The following is an 18559-nucleotide window of genomic DNA, read 5'->3' as shown; positions in this document are numbered from 1 at the left end:
GACGTCGAATCCGGCGGCCAGACTGTGCCGCGACCGCTGTGCCGCCCGCACTCCAAGTACCGCAAGTGTGACCTTGGTTCCTCCGTTGATGTTTGCGCTACTGACGCGGGCTGCGTCGTGTGAGCGTTCCGACGATGGCAAGGGTGATCAGGAGAACCACGGTGAGTCCGGTCATCGCGGCGGTCGAGGAGATGGCGAGGGTGGCGATCCCGATCGCCAGGGCGGGGACACTGAGTCCGACGTAGGAGATGAGGAACAGGCCGGCGAGTGCTCCACCGCGTCTTTCGGGTGATGCCATTGCCGCGACGGCTCCAACGGCTGCTTTAAAGAGCATGCCTGCTCCGGCGCCGGCGAACACGCCACCGGTCAGGAGCGTCGGTAGGTTCGTGCCGATCATGCCGATCACGAGTACGACGAGACCGATAGCTACCGCGATGAGGCCGCCGGTCTGGCGTTTTTTGAGACCCAATCGGCTTGTGGCGGTCTGGGCGATGGCCGCTGCACCGAACACGGCGAATACGACGAGACCCGAGATCGCTCGGGAGGGCCGATCAAGCAAGCTTCCGACAAAGGCTGGAGCGATGGAGGTGAAGACGCCGAACACGGCGAAGGCCACGAATCCTGAGGCGAGAGCGGCGATGTAGCCGACGCGGTCACCGTGGTCGGCGCTGACGCGCTGCGGACGGTATGTCGGCCTAACGAGATGATCTTCCACCGTCTCGGGGGTGAGCAGTACGGCGACGATGCTCACGACGATCAGAATGCCGAAGACCAGATACGGGGTGTGCAGCGGTTCAACAAGGAACTGGGCGAGCAGGCCACTAACGAGCGGACCGATGCCGACGCCCCCGATATTCGCCGCAGTGGACACGATCTCGAAGCGCTGCGTCGATGCTCCGGGACGGTGCCGGACGTCGAGATCGTGTAGGTGAGCGGTCGCCGTCGCGGTCAGCATACCGATTCCGAGACCTGAGATGAACCGCGCCACCAGCAGTGCCCACAGCCCGGGGACGGCAAAGAACAGCGTTGCGGCGGCAAGTTCGAGCACCAGCGCCGGGACCAGGATCTTCTTCCGCCCCACCCAGTCGGAGATATGGCCAGCGAAAACCAAGCTGATCACCACACCGAACGCGTACACGGCGAAGATCACCGTAACGATGAAAGTCGAGAACCCGTCCCGTGCCTGATATAGCGGGTACAGCGGTGCCGGGACTGCGGAGAAGGCCATCGCGATGAGGAACGCGAACGCGATCATCCAGAACCCGAGGTGATGACGGCTCTGCGAATGCCTGCGCAGGGAGCCATCTGTTTGGTGCGAAGGAACTGTGATTGACGCTGACATGAGGAACTCCGAGAGATCGTGCGGGCTTTGTATTACAAGGCTCCCGCAGAGAATTCATCTCGTCCAACGAATGTTTTTGCTTAGTCTTATCAGTTTCGGAGATAATTAGAGGATGGAACTGCGTCAACTTGAGTACTTCGTGGCGGTGGTCGAAGAGCAAAGCTTCACCCGGGGCGCCGCCCGGGTCCACGTAGTTCAGTCGGCCATATCGGCAGCGATCAAGGCCCTCGAGCGCGAACTCGGTGCCATGCTTCTTGACCGCAGCACGAAACATGTCTCCTTGACTGACGCTGGGGCCGCCCTGCTAACCGAGGCCAGGATCACCCTGCAGGCCGCAGCGGACGCACGTGACGCAGTCGGCGCGGTCCAGGGCGGACTGCGCGGCACCGTCCGCATCGGAACGATGACTTCCGTCGGATTGGTCGATCTCGCAGGACTCCTCGGAACGTTCCACGCACAGCATCCACATGTGAGCATCCACGTCTCCGCTGCTCCCTCCGGGTCTCAGGGACTGGTCGAAGCCATCAGCGAACGGCGTCTCGACCTCGCCCTCGTATCGATGCCCTCCACGTCACGCTTCGCCGTCGATCTCCTCGACATTGCTCGCGCCCCGATCGACCTCGTCGTCCCCAACAATCACCCGCTCGCATCACTCGGGAAGGTCGCACTCCGCGACCTCACCGAGGTCAACTTCATCGACTCACCGATCGGCTACGGAAACCGCACCATCGTCGATCGCGCCTTCGCCGACGCAGGGCTAGCCCGCCCGGTGACGATGGAACTGCCCGACATCGCCACCGTGAGCGACTTCGTCAGCCACGGTCTCGGTGTGGCTTTCATCCCCCGATTCGCCATCCGACGCGACGCAGAAGTCACGGTCATTAAGGTCACTGACACAGACCTCATCTGGCCCATGTCCCTTGCCAGGCCATCTGACCGACCCCCCAGTAAAGCTGCCGCAGCTCTCTTTGGTCTAATCCGTGATTCTGTCCGCGCCGTCCCGAACGTAGTCTCACGGGACGACGCCGAGGCGCCAGTTGCAAGCAGCAGCGCCCTCTCTTGAGAGCCATTTAGGGCTGGAAAGCCGGCATTGCCGCCGGCGACGGGCTGATTGGCCTATTTCATGCGCAGCGGTTGATCCGCAAGGACCACTCCGGCGCCCCTGAACGGACGCACTGACCCTTCCATAGCGGGAGCCAGAGCCGCGACCGGTTGCCCGAAAACCGTTGTCCGAGGCGACGGACCCTCGAGGGAGTGCTCGGTTGCGAACTGACAAGAGTGGGCGCCCTGATACACGTCGCGACCGCGCTCCAGCTTGAAGCGGTCTCACCTGATAGTAGATCTGGATCTACATGGCGGTCTTCCACGCCCTCGGCCAAGCTGACAGTCGGTCGGAGGGCACGATGTTGAAGCGAATCTTTCCTCGTTTCCAGAGACCGCATGTTCTGAGTGCGGGGCGCCTCGACCAATGGAAGACGGCTGCGTCAGCTTCTCCCCGCGGACTCGGCTAGGCACCCAGCTGACCGTCGCCCAAAGCGGAGAAGTCCCTCGCTGGTCCAGGGAAACCGTGAAAAACTGTAAGTGTGAAAATGGGGCCTGATCGTATGGCCCAGCATCTTCAGGGATGGCTGAAGGCGCTGGCCCATATCGGTGCGGCGGTCAACCGTGGCGTTTCGCTGAGCGAGCTGTTGGACCTGATCGCCAAGACCGCCTGCGAATTGTTGTCCTACGACTTTTGCGCGATCACTATCCCGGATGCTGCGTCGCAAGTCCTGGTGATCGAAGGCTCGTACGGTCTCTCGGCCGAGTACATTCGAGATATCAACGAAAGGCACCCGGTCCGACTTCATGGCGTTCACACCCCGTCGCCGTCGGGCCAGGCCTTCGCTCTGGGTGTTCCCGTGCAGATCGAAGACTTCGGGAGTAATCCGACGATGCTCGCATGGAGGGCTGCGGCAAGAGACCAAGGTTATAGCTCGATGATCTCCGTGCCGTTGAACTCCTCCGATGAAACGCTCGGGACCCTCAACTGCTACACCCGATTGACGCACCACTTCACCAGGGAAGAAGAATCGCGTCTCTTGATGTTGGCAGACCAGGCGGCCGTCGCCATCACCACCAGTCGTCTCCGCTCCGAACAGGCGACGAGGATCACGGTCCTCAAAGAGTTGAATGAGTCGCTCGAGGAGCAGTATGAACTGCAAAGGAACGCCGACGCGATCCACGAGCGGTTGACGGCACTCACGCTGGAAGGGGGCGGAGTCAGGGCCCTTGGCGGTGCCCTGGCAGAGATTCTCGAGCGCCCCGTCGCCGTGTCCGAGACCAACGGGACCATCCTCTACAACACTGAGCGTGATGGCATTTCACTCCCAACGACTCTCCTCGCGAACGCGGCCGGGCTCCCGCTTCCTGATGTCATGTCCGCAGGCAATGCCGGCTTCCTGGCCGATGTGCGTGTTCCGGATACGACAGGGATGCTGACCGTTGTCCGGGTTCCGGTGATGATCAAGGAGAAGGTCGTCGCGTGGATCTGGACAAGCGGTAAGCTCTCCGAGCTCCGACCGCTGGATCGCCAGGCGATGGAACGAGCCGCGGCGCCCCTGGCACTGGAACTCCTCCGAACCCGGACAGCGACCCAGGCAGAGTGGCGGGACACAGGCGAGATTCTCTCCGGGCTCCTGTCAGGCAGAGGACACGGCACAGCGCTCTTGGCCCAAGCCGCACGCCTCGGCCACGATCTGTCGCTTCCCCATGCAGTCGTCGCAGTCCGATTTGAAACCGGCAACGAGGGCGCCCTTCCTTACTGGCTTGCCGCCACGTTCACACGGATGGCGCTGCAAGTGTCACCTAAGCCGCTGCTGGGATCTCACGAGGGGTACGTTGTTGCTCTCTGGCCGCTGGGGCCACCGACGCCGATCGACGAAGTGCGAGGCATCGGCGACGAGCTCAGACGGATTCCTTCAGAAGGCGTCCAAAACACAGATCGCGCGCACGGTGCCATCACGGGACCGGTCACAAGCATCGCTGACTATCCGGCGGCCTTTGCAACGGCCCGCGGAGCCGTTGAGCTGGCGGCCCTGCGCAAGAGTTCCCCCGGGACCCTGGTATTGGGCGATCTAGGACTGACTGGGCTTCTGCTTCAGCTCCCGGATGTTTCCGCCCTGAGCCACTACACGGACGACGTTCTTGGCCCGTTACGTGCCGACCACTTGGCCCGAGATCCGTCGCTCCTGCCGACCTTGTCAGCTCTCATCCACAACGATCTCAATGCGAGTAAGACTGCGGAGCAGCTACATGTCCAAAAAGACATCGTCGTCGAAGCCCGCCGGCGGATTGAGGATCTGCTCGCACTCAACCTTTCTCGCGTTTCCGACCTCACGCGCATCTCGATGGCCCTCGAAGTCGACAACGTCATCGAAGTGAGGCAGCGGCAGCGCATTATCGACGTCTGATTCCCGCGTACCAGCGGTCCTCGTCCGAACAACATCAGGACCTTGGTGGTCCGGTCACTGCCACGATCCGGCCCGTCAGCCGGTGGGGAGGGCAAGGGCGCGCGGTTCGATCATGGCTTCCACCTTAAGGACTTTATCCCGCTCCCCAGAGGCCGCACCCGTAGTCCTGGTTCAGTTGCTAATCGACATCGACCCTGAAGTTCGGAAAGCAGCTGCCCGGGCATTGCGTCATGCCCATGAGCTTGACCAGCAAACGGCAGCATTGTTGCTCCAGGAGTTCATCGCATGCGCGGCGTTCCCGGAACATACAGACAACCTCTTTGCCTCGCTCGATCGCAGCACGGCCTTGTTGCCGCCGTCAGCCATCGACCTCTGTGAAAGGTACTTGGAGTCCGCCGGGCCGGAGTTGGGAGATATACGACCGCCCGGACCGTTAGTCAGCAGAAATCTTGTGGCCATCGTGCTCCGCCTGTACAAACAAGGGAACAAGTCGATCCGCGGCCGCTGCCTGGATGTTATCGACAAGCTCGCGGAACTTGGAGCATATGGCTTGGAGGGAGCTCTGGACCAGAAGAGGCTCTGAACGCGGCCCAGCGCACCGGTAACAGCGCATATGTCGGGTCGCCAGCAGCGCCCCATTTCACTTCAAGGCATCGCTTCCGTCTGGGCGCCAGCTATCGTTGGGCAGCGTGGAATATCTTGATGAGCTAATCCATCAACTTGTCTTAGTAGCTGCAACCCTGCAGAACGACCCGATGGGAGTCCGTACCGGAGGAAACCCACATTCCGTAAATCATGATCAACTCTGGCAAGGCCAAGGCGGCGAACGCAGTCAGCCTGAGCTACACCCCAACCTGACGTCAGTAGCCCGCTCAAGCAATGTCAGAGTAGCCTTGGTTTCCTGCTTTCCGGACAACAGACGATGTGACTCAAGAAACCCAACCTGACATTCTTCGAGTTCATCGACGTTCGGTTCAGAGCGGCTATGTAACTCCTCGCCCCGGGGATCGGTTAATGTCTCGCAGTCATCCAAACTTCTGTGGAGTGTTGCTACACGGGCGGGTCCGCGAACAGACCTGTGCTCTGGCGGCTCCCGTAGCTTGCAAGCCCTCGGCAAAACCGCCTCCACATCAATCACGGCAGTACCAGCAGTTCTGATCTGGTGCTGCCTGTACCGGATCATCAGCAATCTGGTTCGACAGCCAAGGCTACGGGAGTAATTTGAGTCAGACAGCCAGGACAACAGCAAGACGAAGTTCATCGGCACCAAACGCAGGTCGCGGCCTACGTCGCACGCGGACTCCGGCGAGCCCCGAAACAGGAAGAACCTCAACCTGTCCAGACGCCATCTGGACAGGTTGAGACTCCCTTGCCGGATGGAAGCTCACCCTGCAACAGCTGTGCCCGCCCTCATACCATCAGCATTAGTGCAACAAGCTGTTGCACTAATCGGCGCTCCGCCTCCCCCGAGGAGACTAGAACCGTCCGCACGCTCCAAAGAAGAGAGCAGTGGCATGAGGTCTCGTCGCTCCCTATCCTGCCCATCACTAATCAACTGCTCACACCTCTGGCACCAAAGGCCGTCGCCGTGAGCACTGGCTCACGGCGAAGTCATGTTGTCGATCGGGTCCACCTTGATGAACGATCGTGAGTGGGAAGAATTGCGAGGAATGTAAGAAGACATTCGAGCCGTCGCGCACGTCGCAGCGGTTCTGCTCAGCCCGGTGTGCCAACAGAAAGCGGGACCGTCGACGGCGGAACCGGACTGCCGGAGCGAGTCCAGCGCTGCCCTTCGCTGCGGCCCAGGACAGGGTCATCGAACCTGAAGCTCATCTTGGAAACCTGGGAGCCAGACTCACCGCCGATCTCGCCGCCAGCAAACAGACCCAGAATCTCCTTCATGCCCATCTCCGCTCCCAGTCCACCGTCGTCGACCACCTCGAAGCCGAGAATGCTGAGCAACGCGCAACCATCAAAAGCCTCCAAACTGAGATCGGCCGCCTTAAGACCATCCAGCAAGCCGACGCCCACGACTTGGTCCATCTCGCCAGCAGGCTACGAGCTCTCGCCCAGGCCACCGGCGCCGAACTCGACAACACCGTTCCGGAGTTCCGCAGTCACGGTTGGATCAATGCCGCCCGAAAGACAGAAGCCAAACAACGATGACCATGTCCATCGCCCGGCTCTCCGCACAGTCAGGCCTGAAGTACCTCTTCAAGACCACGATGATGGACGACCTGACGATTACTCCCGCAGACCCCACCGCGTACTACATGAAGGCCGGGACGCCGCAAGGCCGTTGGCTCGGCTCCGGCCTGAGCGGCATCAACCGCGCAGCTGGGGATCCAGTCAGCGAATCCGACGCAAAAGCAATCTTCGACAGTGCCACCCACCCGGACACGGGCGCTCCCCTGGGCCGCCCGCACGGCCAACCCACACTCGTCCAAAACAGCCAGGGACAAGCCGGCACGCGCCACGCTGTCGCCGGCTTCGATCTGACGTTCAGCGTCCCCAAGTCTGTATCCGTCCTATGGGCGCTGAGCCCGCGGAGCCTCCAGGACCAGATGCTTGAAACCCACCACGACGCCATCAACGCCACCCTGGACTGGCTGGAAGATCTCGTCATCCACACCCGAGCGGGGCGGAACGGCGTCGCGCACGTCGGTACCCGCGGCGCCATCGCCGCAGCATTCGACCACTGGGAATCACGCTCGGGAGACCCGCAACTGCACACGCACGTCGTCATCGCCAACCGGATCCAACGGACCACAGACGGCGCCTGGGTCACTCTCGATTCGCGGACGCTCTACAAGGCCGCCGTCGCCGCCAGCGAGCACTACAACGGACTCCTCTTCGACGCCCTCAAACGGGACCTCGGCACCGACACAGGTATCCGCAATCCCCTAGCGAACACCCGCAATCCGAGCGCTCAGCTCACGGGCATCGACGACGTCTTGATCCGCGAATTCTCCAACCGCTCCCGCCTCATCGACCAGGAAACCGACCGCCTGGTCGCCGAATGGACCAAAAACCGCGGGACCAGACCAACCCCTACGCAGACCGTAAAGCTCCGACAACAAGCAACCCTCTCCACCCGAACTACAAAGCCGGAAACCACCGCGCCCCTGCATCAGCTCTCGGGTCATTGGCGCGAAAGGGCCTCGTCCAAGGGTTTCGACCCCCGCCTCGTCCTGGAATCCACCATCCGAAGGTCACGAACGTATCCTTTCCGGTCGTCCGACTTCGCCGCCGACTGGGTGGAGGCTGTCGCGTCCCTGACCCGGGACATGGTGGCAGCCAAGCGCGCGACGTGGAATCGCTGGAACCTGCTTGCCGAGGCCGAACGCGTCTGCGCCGCGATCCGCTGCCAGACGCCGGGTGACCGCCACGCCCTGATCGACGCCGTTGCCACCGCGGCTGAAGCCCACTCGGTCCCGCTGAACGAATACCGGTACAGCGTCGCCGCGGGGGCGCGGCCGGATCTCCGCCTCGGCGAACGGAGCGTCTTCGACTTCCACGGGTCGCGTCTTTACACCGACGCGGGCACGCTCGCCTGCGAGGAGTCCGTCGTGATGGCAAAGAACGACGACGGCGGACCGGCCGTCAGCGCGTCTGTCGCCATGGGGGCTCTGGCCAGTTACCGCCATCACGGCAACGGCGGTCTGCACTCTGACCAGCGGGCCGCCGCCGCCGAGGTGCTGCTGAACGGAAACCGCCTTGACGCCGTCGTCGGGCCTGCCGGGACCGGCAAGACCACTACGCTCGGCGCGATCAAGGCTGCGTGGGAGGAACAGTTCGGGGCCGGAAGCGTGATCGGGCTGGCGCCTGCGGCGGCGAGCGCCGAAGTCCTGGGGCGCGAGTTGTCCATGGTTGCCGAGAATGTCGCGAAATGGCTCTACGAGTCGGTCGGGCAAGGGGCCATCAATCGAGCGGAGCGCTTCTATGACGCCGAGAAGCGCCTGAGCAGCGCCGTGGCACCGAGGACCGCGTTGGCACAGGAAGTGACTCGTTTGGCCGCCGAGCAGAACAGGTGGCGGTTCCATCCGAACCAGTTGGTCGTCGTTGATGAAGCCTCCATGGTCTCCACCGTTCAACTCGCCGCGCTCGTGCGACAGGCCCGGGACGCCGGAGCCAAGGTCCTGTTGGTGGGTGACCCGGCCCAGCTGGATGCCATCGACGCCGGCGGTGTTCTCGGCTGGCTGGATCGCCAGGGCAAGGCGGTGCGGCTGAGTACGATCTGGCGCTTCGAAAACGCCTGGGAGCGGGAGGCCTCGCTGAAACTGCGGGGCGGAGACTTCGCGGCCATTAGCGACTACGACCGCCACCATCGCATTCGGCACGGCACTTACCTCGACATGGTCGATCAGGCATACCTGGACTGGCAATCGGACATCCGGGCCGGTAAGTCGTCCATCCTGATTGCCGCGGACAACGACACCGTCAGCATGCTCAACGAACGTGCCCAAGCGGACCGCGTCATCCAAGGGCTTGTGGACGCCGAACGCACGACTCTTCTAAGCGATGGGCTGCGCGCTGGTCGCGGTGACACGGTCATTGCGCGCCGCAACGACCGCACTGTGGCGGACAGCAACGGTGACTTTATCCGCAATGGCACGCTGCTCGACGTCGTAAGCGTCGGGAGACGCGATGGCAACCTTGTGGCGGTTCGACGGGATACCGGCGCGACTGTTTCGCTGCGGCGCGATTACGTTGAGGGTTCCGTTGAGTTGGGATACGCGACGACGGCCCACCGCTCCCAGGGGATCACGGTCGACTCCGGCCATACCGTCGTGACGCAAGTCGGGCTGACACGTGAGCTGCTTTACGTGAGCATGACTCGTGGCCGCGGAGGCAACTACGCGTACATCAGCGAAAACGACCCCGCCGATCTCGAACCACTGGATCCAACCTTCCAAAGCTCGTGGCAGGAGATCCTGGGTGAAGTCCTTGCAGCCGAAGGTGCCGAACGGACCGCCCACGAAGTGCGAGAGGCCGAGCGGATGGGGGCCGACAGCTTGGAGAGACTCAGCGCCGAATACGACTACCTCGCGCAAATTGCTGCCGCCGAGGACCTGGAAGAGTTTCTCAAGATGCGCGCCCCTTCGAGGTTCGACGAGTTGCAGCGTGCCCCGTCCTGGGGTGCAACCGTGGCAGCGTGGCGCCGATCCTCGGGGATCAGTCGCCCGAGCGCCCAGCGGATCGTTGCCAGGGCTTTGGAAACGAGCGGGTCAGCCAGGGATCTGACTTCGATAATCCATTCCCGGCTCCTCAGCTTTGTGTCCACATTGCCCGCGAGTGACCCGCCCTTCATTCCACAGCCTGTTCATACAGATCGGCCCGACCTCGCCGACATGATCAACCAGGTATCGGAACGGATCCGGCGTCGGGCTATCAAGGTCACGGCGGCGGCCTTGATACACGACACCGAGTGGAAGCGAAATCTCCTGCAGAATCTGTCACCACAGGACGACATGCCTTCCGTGATTGGCAGGGTCGCCGTGTACCGAGACAGGTGGGGCATCGAAGACTCATCGCTCCCCTTTGGGCCTCTTCCCGGCGAGTATGAATGGGAACGGACGTCGCAGTACCAAACCATCCAACACCTCATCAGCCGGACCGCGCCACAACGCGTCGGGCATCAGCAGGCGGGCCTCTGGGCAGCGGACTCCGTTTCCCGCGCGGCGGACCTTATCAATGTCGGTTGGCAGCTCTAAACTGGGCAAGAAGGCATCCCATGGTCTCAAACCCAGTCATCAAGCCGAAAGTTGCGACGCCCGCACTGATTCTCGCCAGCGCGGTGCTCGGCCTATGCGCGGTGTTCGTTTTGCAGAACCTGACGGTAAGTTGGCCTCCAGATGCGGTCCAAGTGTTTAGCTGGGCTGCCGTGCTGCCCTCCACCCTCATCGTGAGCGTCGTCTGGTTGATTCGGATGCACCGCCGTCGCGATTGGCTGGCAGATGCCAAGGTAAGGTGGAGCCACTTCGAGGAGGCGAAGCGGGCTCACCGGACGACGGCGGAAATCACAGTCCTCAGCATCGATGCCCTCGAACCCACGGGAGCTTGGATCACCATTATTTGGAACCGCTTCGGACACGTTCAGCGCGCATGGCTGGAAGCTCTGGAGGAACCTATCTGGGTCGGGTCCGTCCTGCTGATCTCACCGGATCCGTCCCAGGTTCGGCCCGGTGCGCCATGGCCGGCCACATACTTTGTACAGGCTTCGAGTTTTCTTGCTTGGGCGCCAGGTAGCGAAATTCTGTCAAGAGCGAGTGTCAGTCCCCGCGGCAAGTCGATGAGCTTCAAGTAGGCAAATGCTCTTGGGTCCAGCTGATTGATCGGAAGTGCTTCCCGCCGCCTTGGCTCGTTGCGCGGTCGAGATCCGCACCGCCCGGCAGGTCGGGATGCTCATTGCGGCGGCTTCCTAGCCGCAGAGGTGGCACCGTAGTCGCCCGGCCAAGACCGATCCGAGCCTGATCCGCAGGGATTCCCTTACCTCTGGACCGCAGTGAACAGGACAGGCTCCGCCGGATCGGTCGGCTCCCGCTGATCGAAACCCATTGGTCCTGACCGATTCGGGTCATTTCCGACCCGAGCCCGCCTTTCATCACGGCATGGGGGCCCGCGAGCCATGCCCGACGCAGCCCGTGTGTTGTGCAGGCGTCGTCGGGCATTCTTGCCACCGCGGACCCGGACGGCTATTTGTACCAGATGGCCACGCCTCCGTGGTGGGAGCACGTTCCGCTGTGGTTCGCGGAGAAGGACAGAGTGCCGTCATTGCACAGTGCGGTCGCACCCCCTCCAGGAACCGGAGCAGGGGCAGGAGCCGCCGGCGCTGCGGGCACTGGTGCCGCAGGAACTACCGGGGCCGGCGCTGCGGGCACCGGTGCAGGTACGGGAGCCTGCACCGGTGATTCTGGTGCAGGTGCGGCGTCCTGTGCCGGGGCGGCAGGGGTGGGTTCGGGTGTTGCCAGTGGCTTCTGGTTGGTGGGGGCTGTCTCGTTCGGGCAGTCACCCAGGACGCGTGCCATGGCGTCGTGTTCGGCTTGGGTGACCCACAGGTTGTAGGTGGCCTTGACGGAGATCTGCCGTGCGACGTAATCGCAGCGGAAGCTCTTGTTCGGCGGCAGCCAGGTGGCGGCGTCGCCGTCGCCCTTTTGCATGTTGGTGGGCCCGTCAACGGACTGGAGGTTCAGCGGGTCGTTGGCGAAGGCGGTGCGCTGTTCCGGGCTCAATTGCTGGGCGCCGGTCTGCCAGGCATCGCCAAGGGCGACCACGTGGTCGATCTGCACAGCGCTGCTGGTCGTGGCGCCGCGGACGAAGCCGATGGTTTTCGCCGTGTACGGGTCGGCCAAGGTGCCGCTTTGGACCTTACAATGGACACTGTTGGTGTAGGTGGTCTGTGTCAGGTCGCGATTGAGGATGTCGTTGCGGGTGTCGCAGCCGTTGTGGTCGACGTCGGCCTAGGCCTGGCCAAACTGGTCCCTGTCATACCCGGTCATCGGTGCCCGGCCCTTCACCGGCAGGGTAGCCAGCAGATCTACAGCTTTGGTGGCATAGCCCGGTTGGGACTTCGGCGCCGTGTAGTTGGCTGACTTGGACAGCTCGGTCACGCTGTCTGGATCGAGCGGTGTTCCTGTCTCGGTTACCGTCGGGTTAGGGGTCGGGCTGGAACTCGGAGAAGCTGCCGTTCCCGCGAGTTTCTGGCTGTCAGCGCTGGTCGGAGACGCCTGAAGGCCGTCGTTGGGCTTCGCCGGTGTAAGGGCGCCGCCGGTAATGAGGAGCACGAGCGCACCGGTCAGGACGATAGCCCCGGCTTTGCGGCCCATCGCCCAGGAACGCCTGCCGGTCGCGACGACATAGAGACCTGTCAGGAAAGAGAAAATTCCGGCCATGATCAGGACCCCGCCGATCCCGGACCCGAAGGCGGCAGGAACAAGGAAAAGGAGCAGGAGGATGCCCACGACAATCGTGGACACGGGCAGCCGGAAACGGCGCTTTCCCGGTGGTGTGTGATTCGTCAAGACAAGATCCCCATTCAAATATCAAGCGGCGCACCTCGGCGCCGTCAGTCGGCGCTGCGCGCTAACGCGGATTCTAGTATTTGAATTACAAGTTTGTAATTCGCTTGGAATTATTACGTTCCGCGTTGGGTATCGGTGGTCATGCACTAGCGGCCAGTGGCCTCAGTCTGGCCCGCGGATCTTATGAAACTGGCACCTTCGTCGAGAAGGCCACGCGCGTTCTTCGTCCCATTCAACCTGCCAATTCCCACGTCGGAACTCAACAATGCTGAGACCGGACACATTTCCTCGGCTCTCAAAACAAGCAACAAAGGTGTTCCCGCGCCCGGTCCCATCACCAATCCAGACGAGTTGCCCGTGCTAGTAACTCATCTCACTCCCCTGCGCTGCCCCGAAAGGGGGCACCACAACCGGGCTCTTAGTCGCAATGTTGTACGCGGGCGCCTCCGCTGCAGCAGAGGCCTCCGCGCTGGTTTGAACTCCTGCATCCGGCCCAGCAACTGCCGTGTGAGCCGACCTCTGGTAGGCGGCGGTACCGAAGCGGAGGTCCGGCCCGATGGTGTCGGCGACGATGCGGCGGGCTTCTCGCTTCTCGCCGTCCTTCTCGTAGGACCGGAATTCGAGTTCGCCTGCTAACGTGACGGGGTCGCCCTTCTTGAGGGAGTTCGCCGCGTTTTCGGCAAGTGCGCGGAATGCGGAGACGTTGTGGAAGACAGGTTCACCGTCCTGCCAGGTCCCGTCCGGTCCCTGGATTCGCTGGTTTACTGCGACGCGCAGTTTGGCGTGGGCTACTCCCGACTCGCCGTAAGTGAGTTCGGGGTTAGCTACGAGGTTGCCGGCGATGCTGATGGGGATTTTGGTGCTCATTGGTCTTGTCCTTTCCGCTGCCGGCGGGTCTCTCCCGCCGGACAAATAGGTGGAGTCAAACTCCAGGACCCGCGATCACAGGCCCTTCCAAACGCGGCCCGGGCAGCCCAACGCCGACGTAGGACACCGGTTCGGCGAGCCGAGGATCGGCTTCGGCGGAGGGAACCTTGCCCCCGAAGCCAGGTGGATGAGTGACTTCGAGGATTCCCTTCGTTGCTGCCGTCACGCGCCCGAGGACGGACTTCGCAATGTCAACGCGGGAGGCAGGAAGTTTGCGGTGGTCCGCACCCGCCGTCAGAACACCACTTTCCGTTTCGATGACAGCGTCTGCCCATCCGGCCAAGTACGACGCCGACTTGGATCCGCGGTCAATCCCGTGCGCCCGCAGAATTGTGTAGGCGACCGATTCCGCTTCGACTTCGGCCAGCCCGCGATGGTCCGCTCTGCTGCCGTAAAGGCGTCCGACGGCGTCGTCCGGGCCATGCAGGAGGACGTGTCCGAGCTCGTGCGCGAGCACCGCGGTGCGTTCCTCTGGACTCAGCCACGCACCCACCTGGACCCGGTGCTTGGCGAAGTCCGTGTAACCGCTGGTCAGCCCGTACTGGGCGTCATCGACGTGGACCTCGAAGCCATGCTTGTGTGCGACCTCCGCCAGCGAGTCAAAGAGCTCCGAGGCGACGACGCCGGGCCGAGCCACGTCCCGCGGCACCAGCAGCGGAGTCCCTTGAGTCTGCGAGACATCAAAGACGGCTTGTCCGCGCCAGCCTGTGATGACGGTCTTTTTCCCCTCATCGGCGGCGCCCGTGGGAGGCTTCTCACCTACGCGGATCCGCTGTCGGGTCCCGTCGGGTAGCGTGAACTCCTGCATGCGTGCCGTGCGCGGGGCGATCACCCACAGTGCGTGTTCGCCTTTCAGAACTGAACGCCCGTGGCGTTCCCATTCCCTGAACCCGGCCACGAGCGTGGGCTCTTCGGTGCCGCGCTGGGCCATCTGCATCATGAGCAGGGCAACGTTGCCGCCGGAGTATCGCCAGAGAGTGGCCGAAGCGTCCAACAGCACCTGCCAGTGCGACGGCGATTCGACGGCCTTTTCCAGGATTGTGTGTAGACCGTCCGTGAGTGCCGCGATGCGTTCTTCCGGTGTCAGGCGCGACGTAGCGGGTTCGGGCGCATCGGTGTCTGGCCACTTTGAACGCGGAGCGCTCTCACCTCTGGAAGCCACGACGGCCACCTCCATGCCTCTTGAAATCCGCAAACGCGGATATCCGTTCATGTCCCCCTGCCGGGCTCACGGCATGACGTCAGAGCTCAACACCACGTTGATGGTGAGCGGTCTGCCAATCCAGGAACTCCAGTTCCTCAACCGCGAGGAGCCTCGGGGCGGGTTCTTTGTGCGTTTGCAGCCCGACACAGCCGGCCGTCCGGGTGTGGTTCCGGAGGCGTTCGACAGCGTGTGGCAGCCTCTCGTGAAACGCGAGGGGGCCGAAGCCGGCATCGTCGGTGGCGTAGGAGACCTGCTCTGCCCGCTGCAGGGCGTAGAGCTCGGCGACGATCTCGGAGTGGCGCCACCAGCAGTCCGGCACAACCGACGTCGTCAGCTGATAGGTGGCGACAAGCCATCTCACCCAGTCTGCGAGTGCGGTCCAGACAGGTTCGGCCTGCTGTGGGCTCATGTCTCGCCAGCGGTGGGTCGTTCCGGGGGATCCGCCTGTGGCGCGGAAGGCTGAGCGGAAGAGTTCTGCGGTCAGTTCGTCGTCGTCCGCTCCTGCTGAGGGGATGTCGAAGTGTTCGACGTCGTCATAGTTCCCCATCGTTGGTCCCTTCGGCTGTCTGTTGGCGTTGTCTGTGGCCTTCGGTGAGGGCGCGTTCGGTCTCTGCCTTGGATCGTCCGAGTTCGGCTGCGTCCTTGCGTTTGTGCCATTCGCGCAGGTCGAGCAGGATTGGTCTGGTGCTTCGGCCGAGCATGAGGGCCGTGCCGGCAGGAAGTCGGCGGATCTCGTCTAGGGCGATGACGGGGCTCTCTCGGATCTGTTCGCCGTCCTGGCGTCCTTGTGAGGACCACGAGCGGGTGGTCAGCGTGAGGCTCCGCTCCCCGAGCAGTCCGGCGAGCGAGCGGAGGTCGCGTTCGTCGGAGCCGCCGCCGAAGATGACCTTGATGATGGCCGAGTCCCAGATCGTCGCTGCTTCGTCGATGGACCATCCGGTCCGGGCCTGGGAGAGCGACTGGAGCACGACAAGGGTCGAGATGCCGATTCCGCCACCGTCCGAAAGGGCAACCGGCAAACCCGGCCATGGCGCAAGATTGGCGATCTCGTCGAGGATCAGAGACAAGGGTGGATCGAGCCGGCCGCCCGGCGAGACGAAGGCCATTTCCCGGGCAGCGTTGTCTATGTCGTCAATCAGAGCGGAAAGATAAGGGCCTGCCGCGGCGGCCCCCGCCCGCGTGCCGATCAGGTAGAGCGTTCCGCGATCACGGATGAATTGTTTAGGGTCGAACTCTTCCGATTCTTCGTGCGGATCCAGTGCGGCCATGACCTTCGGCGAGGACAACGGCGCGACAGCGGCCGACACGCCGATCCATGAGTTGGAGGTGTTCCTAGGGTCATCCTCGAGGATTCCCATCAGGTCGGCTTGCCACCCCAGTGCCGCCCCTGGGCGGCTGAGAACCTCCAGCGCCTCACGGGCGAGCACCGGGTTCGAGGACCAACGCCGAAATGCTCGGACCCCCTCCCCGGACAACGCAGCAGCGTGAAGCAGGCACTGCAGGACGATCAGGGAGCGCTTCTGCCATGCCGCGTTTTCGCCTTTCATCTCCGTATCTGCCGTGATGACCAGGGCCCGGCGCGTCGCGATATCTGGATCCTGGCAGCCCCGTACCGGAGACCAGCGCAGCGTCGACGTCAGCCCGGACATTCCCTGCGGATCGAACACGGTCACGGGCCTGTCCCCAGCCGCCCGGGCCTTCATCGTCACGACGAGGTTGTCCGCCCGGGTGGATGTCGTCACCACGGCGCCGGGTGCGTCCAGAATGGCATTGATCACCACGTAGAGTCCCTTGCCCGAACGGGGCGCGCCCTGGATGACCATGGATTCTTCGGTCGAGACATGGATCGTGACTCCGCGCGACCGGCCGAGCGTCCAGGCCACGTCCTGAACTGTTGGGTTGCTCAGCGCAGGACGGGTGAACTTCCCGCGTCGCCGAACGGCCCGTGCCCCGAAGTCGTGCAGGATCTCGGAGCGGCGCGCGATGCCATCCCGGTTCAGGATCTCTTGCCGCAGCCACGACCCTGACTGCGTCCACCTGCGCCACGCCCAGATCCCGCACACCGCGAGCCCAGCAACCGCGACGAGCACAGGGCCGACCATCCACCACACATCGGCCGTGCTGACCTCGCAGCCGGGATCGCGGCGCACAATCCATTCGATCCGACCCGTCAGGAGTCCGACGGCGGCCGCCGGGTTTGGGGGCGACGGCGGCGTGGTGCCGCACCGCCAAGTGACGACGAGGCGGGCAGCTCCCTGAACCAGGAAGGAAAGGCTCACGAAGCCAGAGAGTGTCACGAGTCCGGCGGTGATGAGGGGGGTCGTGTTTCCTGCGCGCGGGTGCGTGAACATCAGATCATCCGGTCGTCGGTGCCGAAGACTTCCAGCTCATCGGTGGTGACGCGGTTGGCAACGATGAAGGAGCGGTTTCCGACTTTCCAGAGCCCTACGCCCTTGGGAAGGTTCTCGACGTGTTCGCATTCGGCTTCGGTCAGGCCGAGGGCTTCCTTGGTCAGGCGCATGGCGTCGTGCTTCTGGCGGTAAATGATCCGGGTATCGGCCTCCGTGAGGAGCCCAAGAGCTTTCTGGCGGTGTCCGCTGGTGCTGTCACCGATCTCGTTGAGATCGGCGACCTTGTGCATGATGAGCAGGTTCGCGATCCCGTAGGTGCGGGCCAGTCGCCACTGCTCGCTCATTTTGGCCAACATGTAGGGATCGGCAAGCATCCGCCAACCCTCGTCGTAGACGACCAGCCGCTTGCCGCCGTCGGGATTGGTGACCGCCGCCTCCAGCCAGGTTGCCCCGCACGCTGCAGCGAGTGAGAGTGCCTGCTCAGAAGCGCCGATCAGCGCCGAGGTATCCATCACCATCATCGGCGCATCAGCATCGAACGCGACCGTGGAAGGAGCGTCGAACATTCCTTCCAGATCGCCGGAAACAGTGCGTCGCAGCGAATGGCTGACAGCGGTGCCTCCGTCCCGGCCCACGAGCCCGATCGTTTCCTTCGAAGGGTTCAACAGGTGGTCCAGGACCATTGGCAGCGTCGGGTTCGAGTTCTGCGCCACCGTCTCCATCAGCGCCATATCCAACGCCGTGTGCTCCACAGGGCGAAGGGGCATGCCCTGCCGCATGAGGGACACCAACGCCACCAACAGGTAGCGACGGCGTTGGCGGACCACAGCCTGCCACTGCGCCTCACTCAGCGCGCTGGAACGCGGACCCGCGTCGAGGGGGTTCACCCGGGCTGAGCGGCCCGGGCCGACAGAAATTACCTTTCCACCGACGGCCTTGGCCACGGCTACCCATTCGCCCTTGGGGTCTGACGCGACAGCGGCCTTCCGTCCCAGGGTGATCGACCGGGCCACCAAGGATTTGCCGCACATGGACTTGCCTGTGCCCACGGTGCCGATGACAACGATCGACGGGCCACTGATGACACCCTTGTCATAGAGAATCCACGGATCGTAAGAAAAGGCTCCAGATCCGAAGACGTCCGTGCCGATGTACGTTCCCTCATGGCCCAGGCCCGACTCAGTGATAAACGGATAGGCCGCCGCAAACGTCAGCGTGGAAGCGCGATGCGGTGCCGGACGCAGACGATGCGGGCCCCGCAA

At 63.2% G+C, this 18559-nt stretch carries 14 protein-coding genes and 1 pseudogene; 5 read left to right on the top strand and 10 right to left on the bottom strand.

From position 1 onward, the window contains the following. Positions 1-97 precede the first annotated feature (97 nt). Positions 98-1342, bottom strand: coding sequence for an MFS transporter (locus QRN51_RS13075; RefSeq protein ID WP_284990288.1), 1245 nt, complete (start codon positions 1340-1342; stop codon positions 98-100). Between the two features lie 112 nt (positions 1343-1454). Between QRN51_RS13075 and QRN51_RS13070 the strand changes: the two genes are divergently transcribed. From QRN51_RS13070 to QRN51_RS13060, 3 genes are all read left to right on the top strand, one after another. Next, positions 1455-2405: a LysR family transcriptional regulator gene (locus QRN51_RS13070; protein ID WP_284990287.1), complete on the top strand. Its 951-nt coding sequence runs from the start codon at positions 1455-1457 to the stop codon at positions 2403-2405. Between the two features lie 541 nt (positions 2406-2946). Continuing rightward, positions 2947-4794: a helix-turn-helix domain-containing protein gene (locus tag QRN51_RS13065; RefSeq protein ID WP_284990285.1), complete on the top strand. Its 1848-nt coding sequence runs from the start codon at positions 2947-2949 to the stop codon at positions 4792-4794. Positions 4795-4906: 112 nt separating this feature from the next. Further along, positions 4907-5377, top strand: coding sequence for a hypothetical protein (locus tag QRN51_RS13060; protein WP_284990284.1), 471 nt, complete (start codon positions 4907-4909; stop codon positions 5375-5377). Between the two features lie 1133 nt (positions 5378-6510). Here the strand turns inward: QRN51_RS13060 and QRN51_RS13055 are convergent. Continuing rightward, complete coding sequence (locus QRN51_RS13055) at positions 6511-6837, bottom strand: hypothetical protein (RefSeq protein ID WP_284990282.1); 327 nt, start codon at positions 6835-6837, stop codon at positions 6511-6513. Between the two features lie 119 nt (positions 6838-6956). Here QRN51_RS13055 and mobF point away from each other — a divergent pair, with 119 nt between their 5' ends. Next, complete coding sequence (mobF, locus tag QRN51_RS13050) at positions 6957-10508, top strand: MobF family relaxase (protein ID WP_284990281.1); 3552 nt, start codon at positions 6957-6959, stop codon at positions 10506-10508. Between the two features lie 20 nt (positions 10509-10528). Further along, a complete protein-coding gene (locus QRN51_RS13045; RefSeq protein WP_284990279.1) occupies positions 10529-11101 on the top strand; it encodes a hypothetical protein in 573 nt (190 codons plus the stop codon). Positions 11102-11489: 388 nt separating this feature from the next. On the opposite strand, the gene QRN51_RS23290 is transcribed toward QRN51_RS13045, so the two are convergent. The 8 genes and pseudogenes from QRN51_RS23290 to QRN51_RS13010 all read right to left on the bottom strand — a co-directional run bounded on the left by QRN51_RS23290 (position 11490) and on the right by QRN51_RS13010 (position 18559). Then, positions 11490-11822, bottom strand: a complete 333-nt coding sequence (locus QRN51_RS23290) for a DUF3761 domain-containing protein (RefSeq protein ID WP_350224978.1) — start codon at positions 11820-11822, stop codon at positions 11490-11492. After that, a pseudogene (locus tag QRN51_RS23285) lies at positions 11823-12218 on the bottom strand (HNH endonuclease family protein); the annotation flags it as partial. It abuts the gene before it with no gap. A 36-nt stretch (positions 12219-12254) separates the two neighbouring features. Next, a complete protein-coding gene (locus tag QRN51_RS23280; protein ID WP_350224976.1) occupies positions 12255-12815 on the bottom strand; it encodes a hypothetical protein in 561 nt (186 codons plus the stop codon). Between the two features lie 360 nt (positions 12816-13175). Continuing rightward, a complete protein-coding gene (locus QRN51_RS13030; RefSeq protein ID WP_284990278.1) occupies positions 13176-13682 on the bottom strand; it encodes a single-stranded DNA-binding protein in 507 nt (168 codons plus the stop codon). 55 nt (positions 13683-13737) lie between these two features. Further along, complete coding sequence (locus QRN51_RS13025; RefSeq protein WP_284990277.1) at positions 13738-14904, bottom strand: ArdC-like ssDNA-binding domain-containing protein; 1167 nt, start codon at positions 14902-14904, stop codon at positions 13738-13740. 79 nt (positions 14905-14983) lie between these two features. Then, positions 14984-15493 carry a hypothetical protein gene (locus QRN51_RS13020; RefSeq protein ID WP_284990276.1) on the bottom strand — a complete coding sequence of 170 codons (510 nt, stop codon included), beginning with the start codon at positions 15491-15493 and terminating at the stop codon, positions 14984-14986. Beyond that, complete coding sequence (locus QRN51_RS13015) at positions 15480-17297, bottom strand: type IV secretory system conjugative DNA transfer family protein (protein ID WP_284990275.1); 1818 nt, start codon at positions 17295-17297, stop codon at positions 15480-15482. Before QRN51_RS13015 ends, QRN51_RS13020 begins: the two co-directional genes overlap by 14 nt. After that, a complete protein-coding gene (locus tag QRN51_RS13010) occupies positions 17297-18559 on the bottom strand; it encodes a putative type IV secretion/conjugal transfer ATPase (protein WP_284990274.1) in 1263 nt (420 codons plus the stop codon). The genes QRN51_RS13015 and QRN51_RS13010 overlap by 1 nt, the downstream gene beginning before the upstream one ends.

Origin of the sequence: Arthrobacter sp. efr-133-TYG-120, from assembly GCF_030209785.1 — a bacterium.
Taxonomy (GTDB): domain Bacteria; phylum Actinomycetota; class Actinomycetes; order Actinomycetales; family Micrococcaceae; genus Arthrobacter.
Note: the sequence above shows the minus strand (reverse complement) of the source record. Positions and strands in the feature narration are given on the sequence as shown.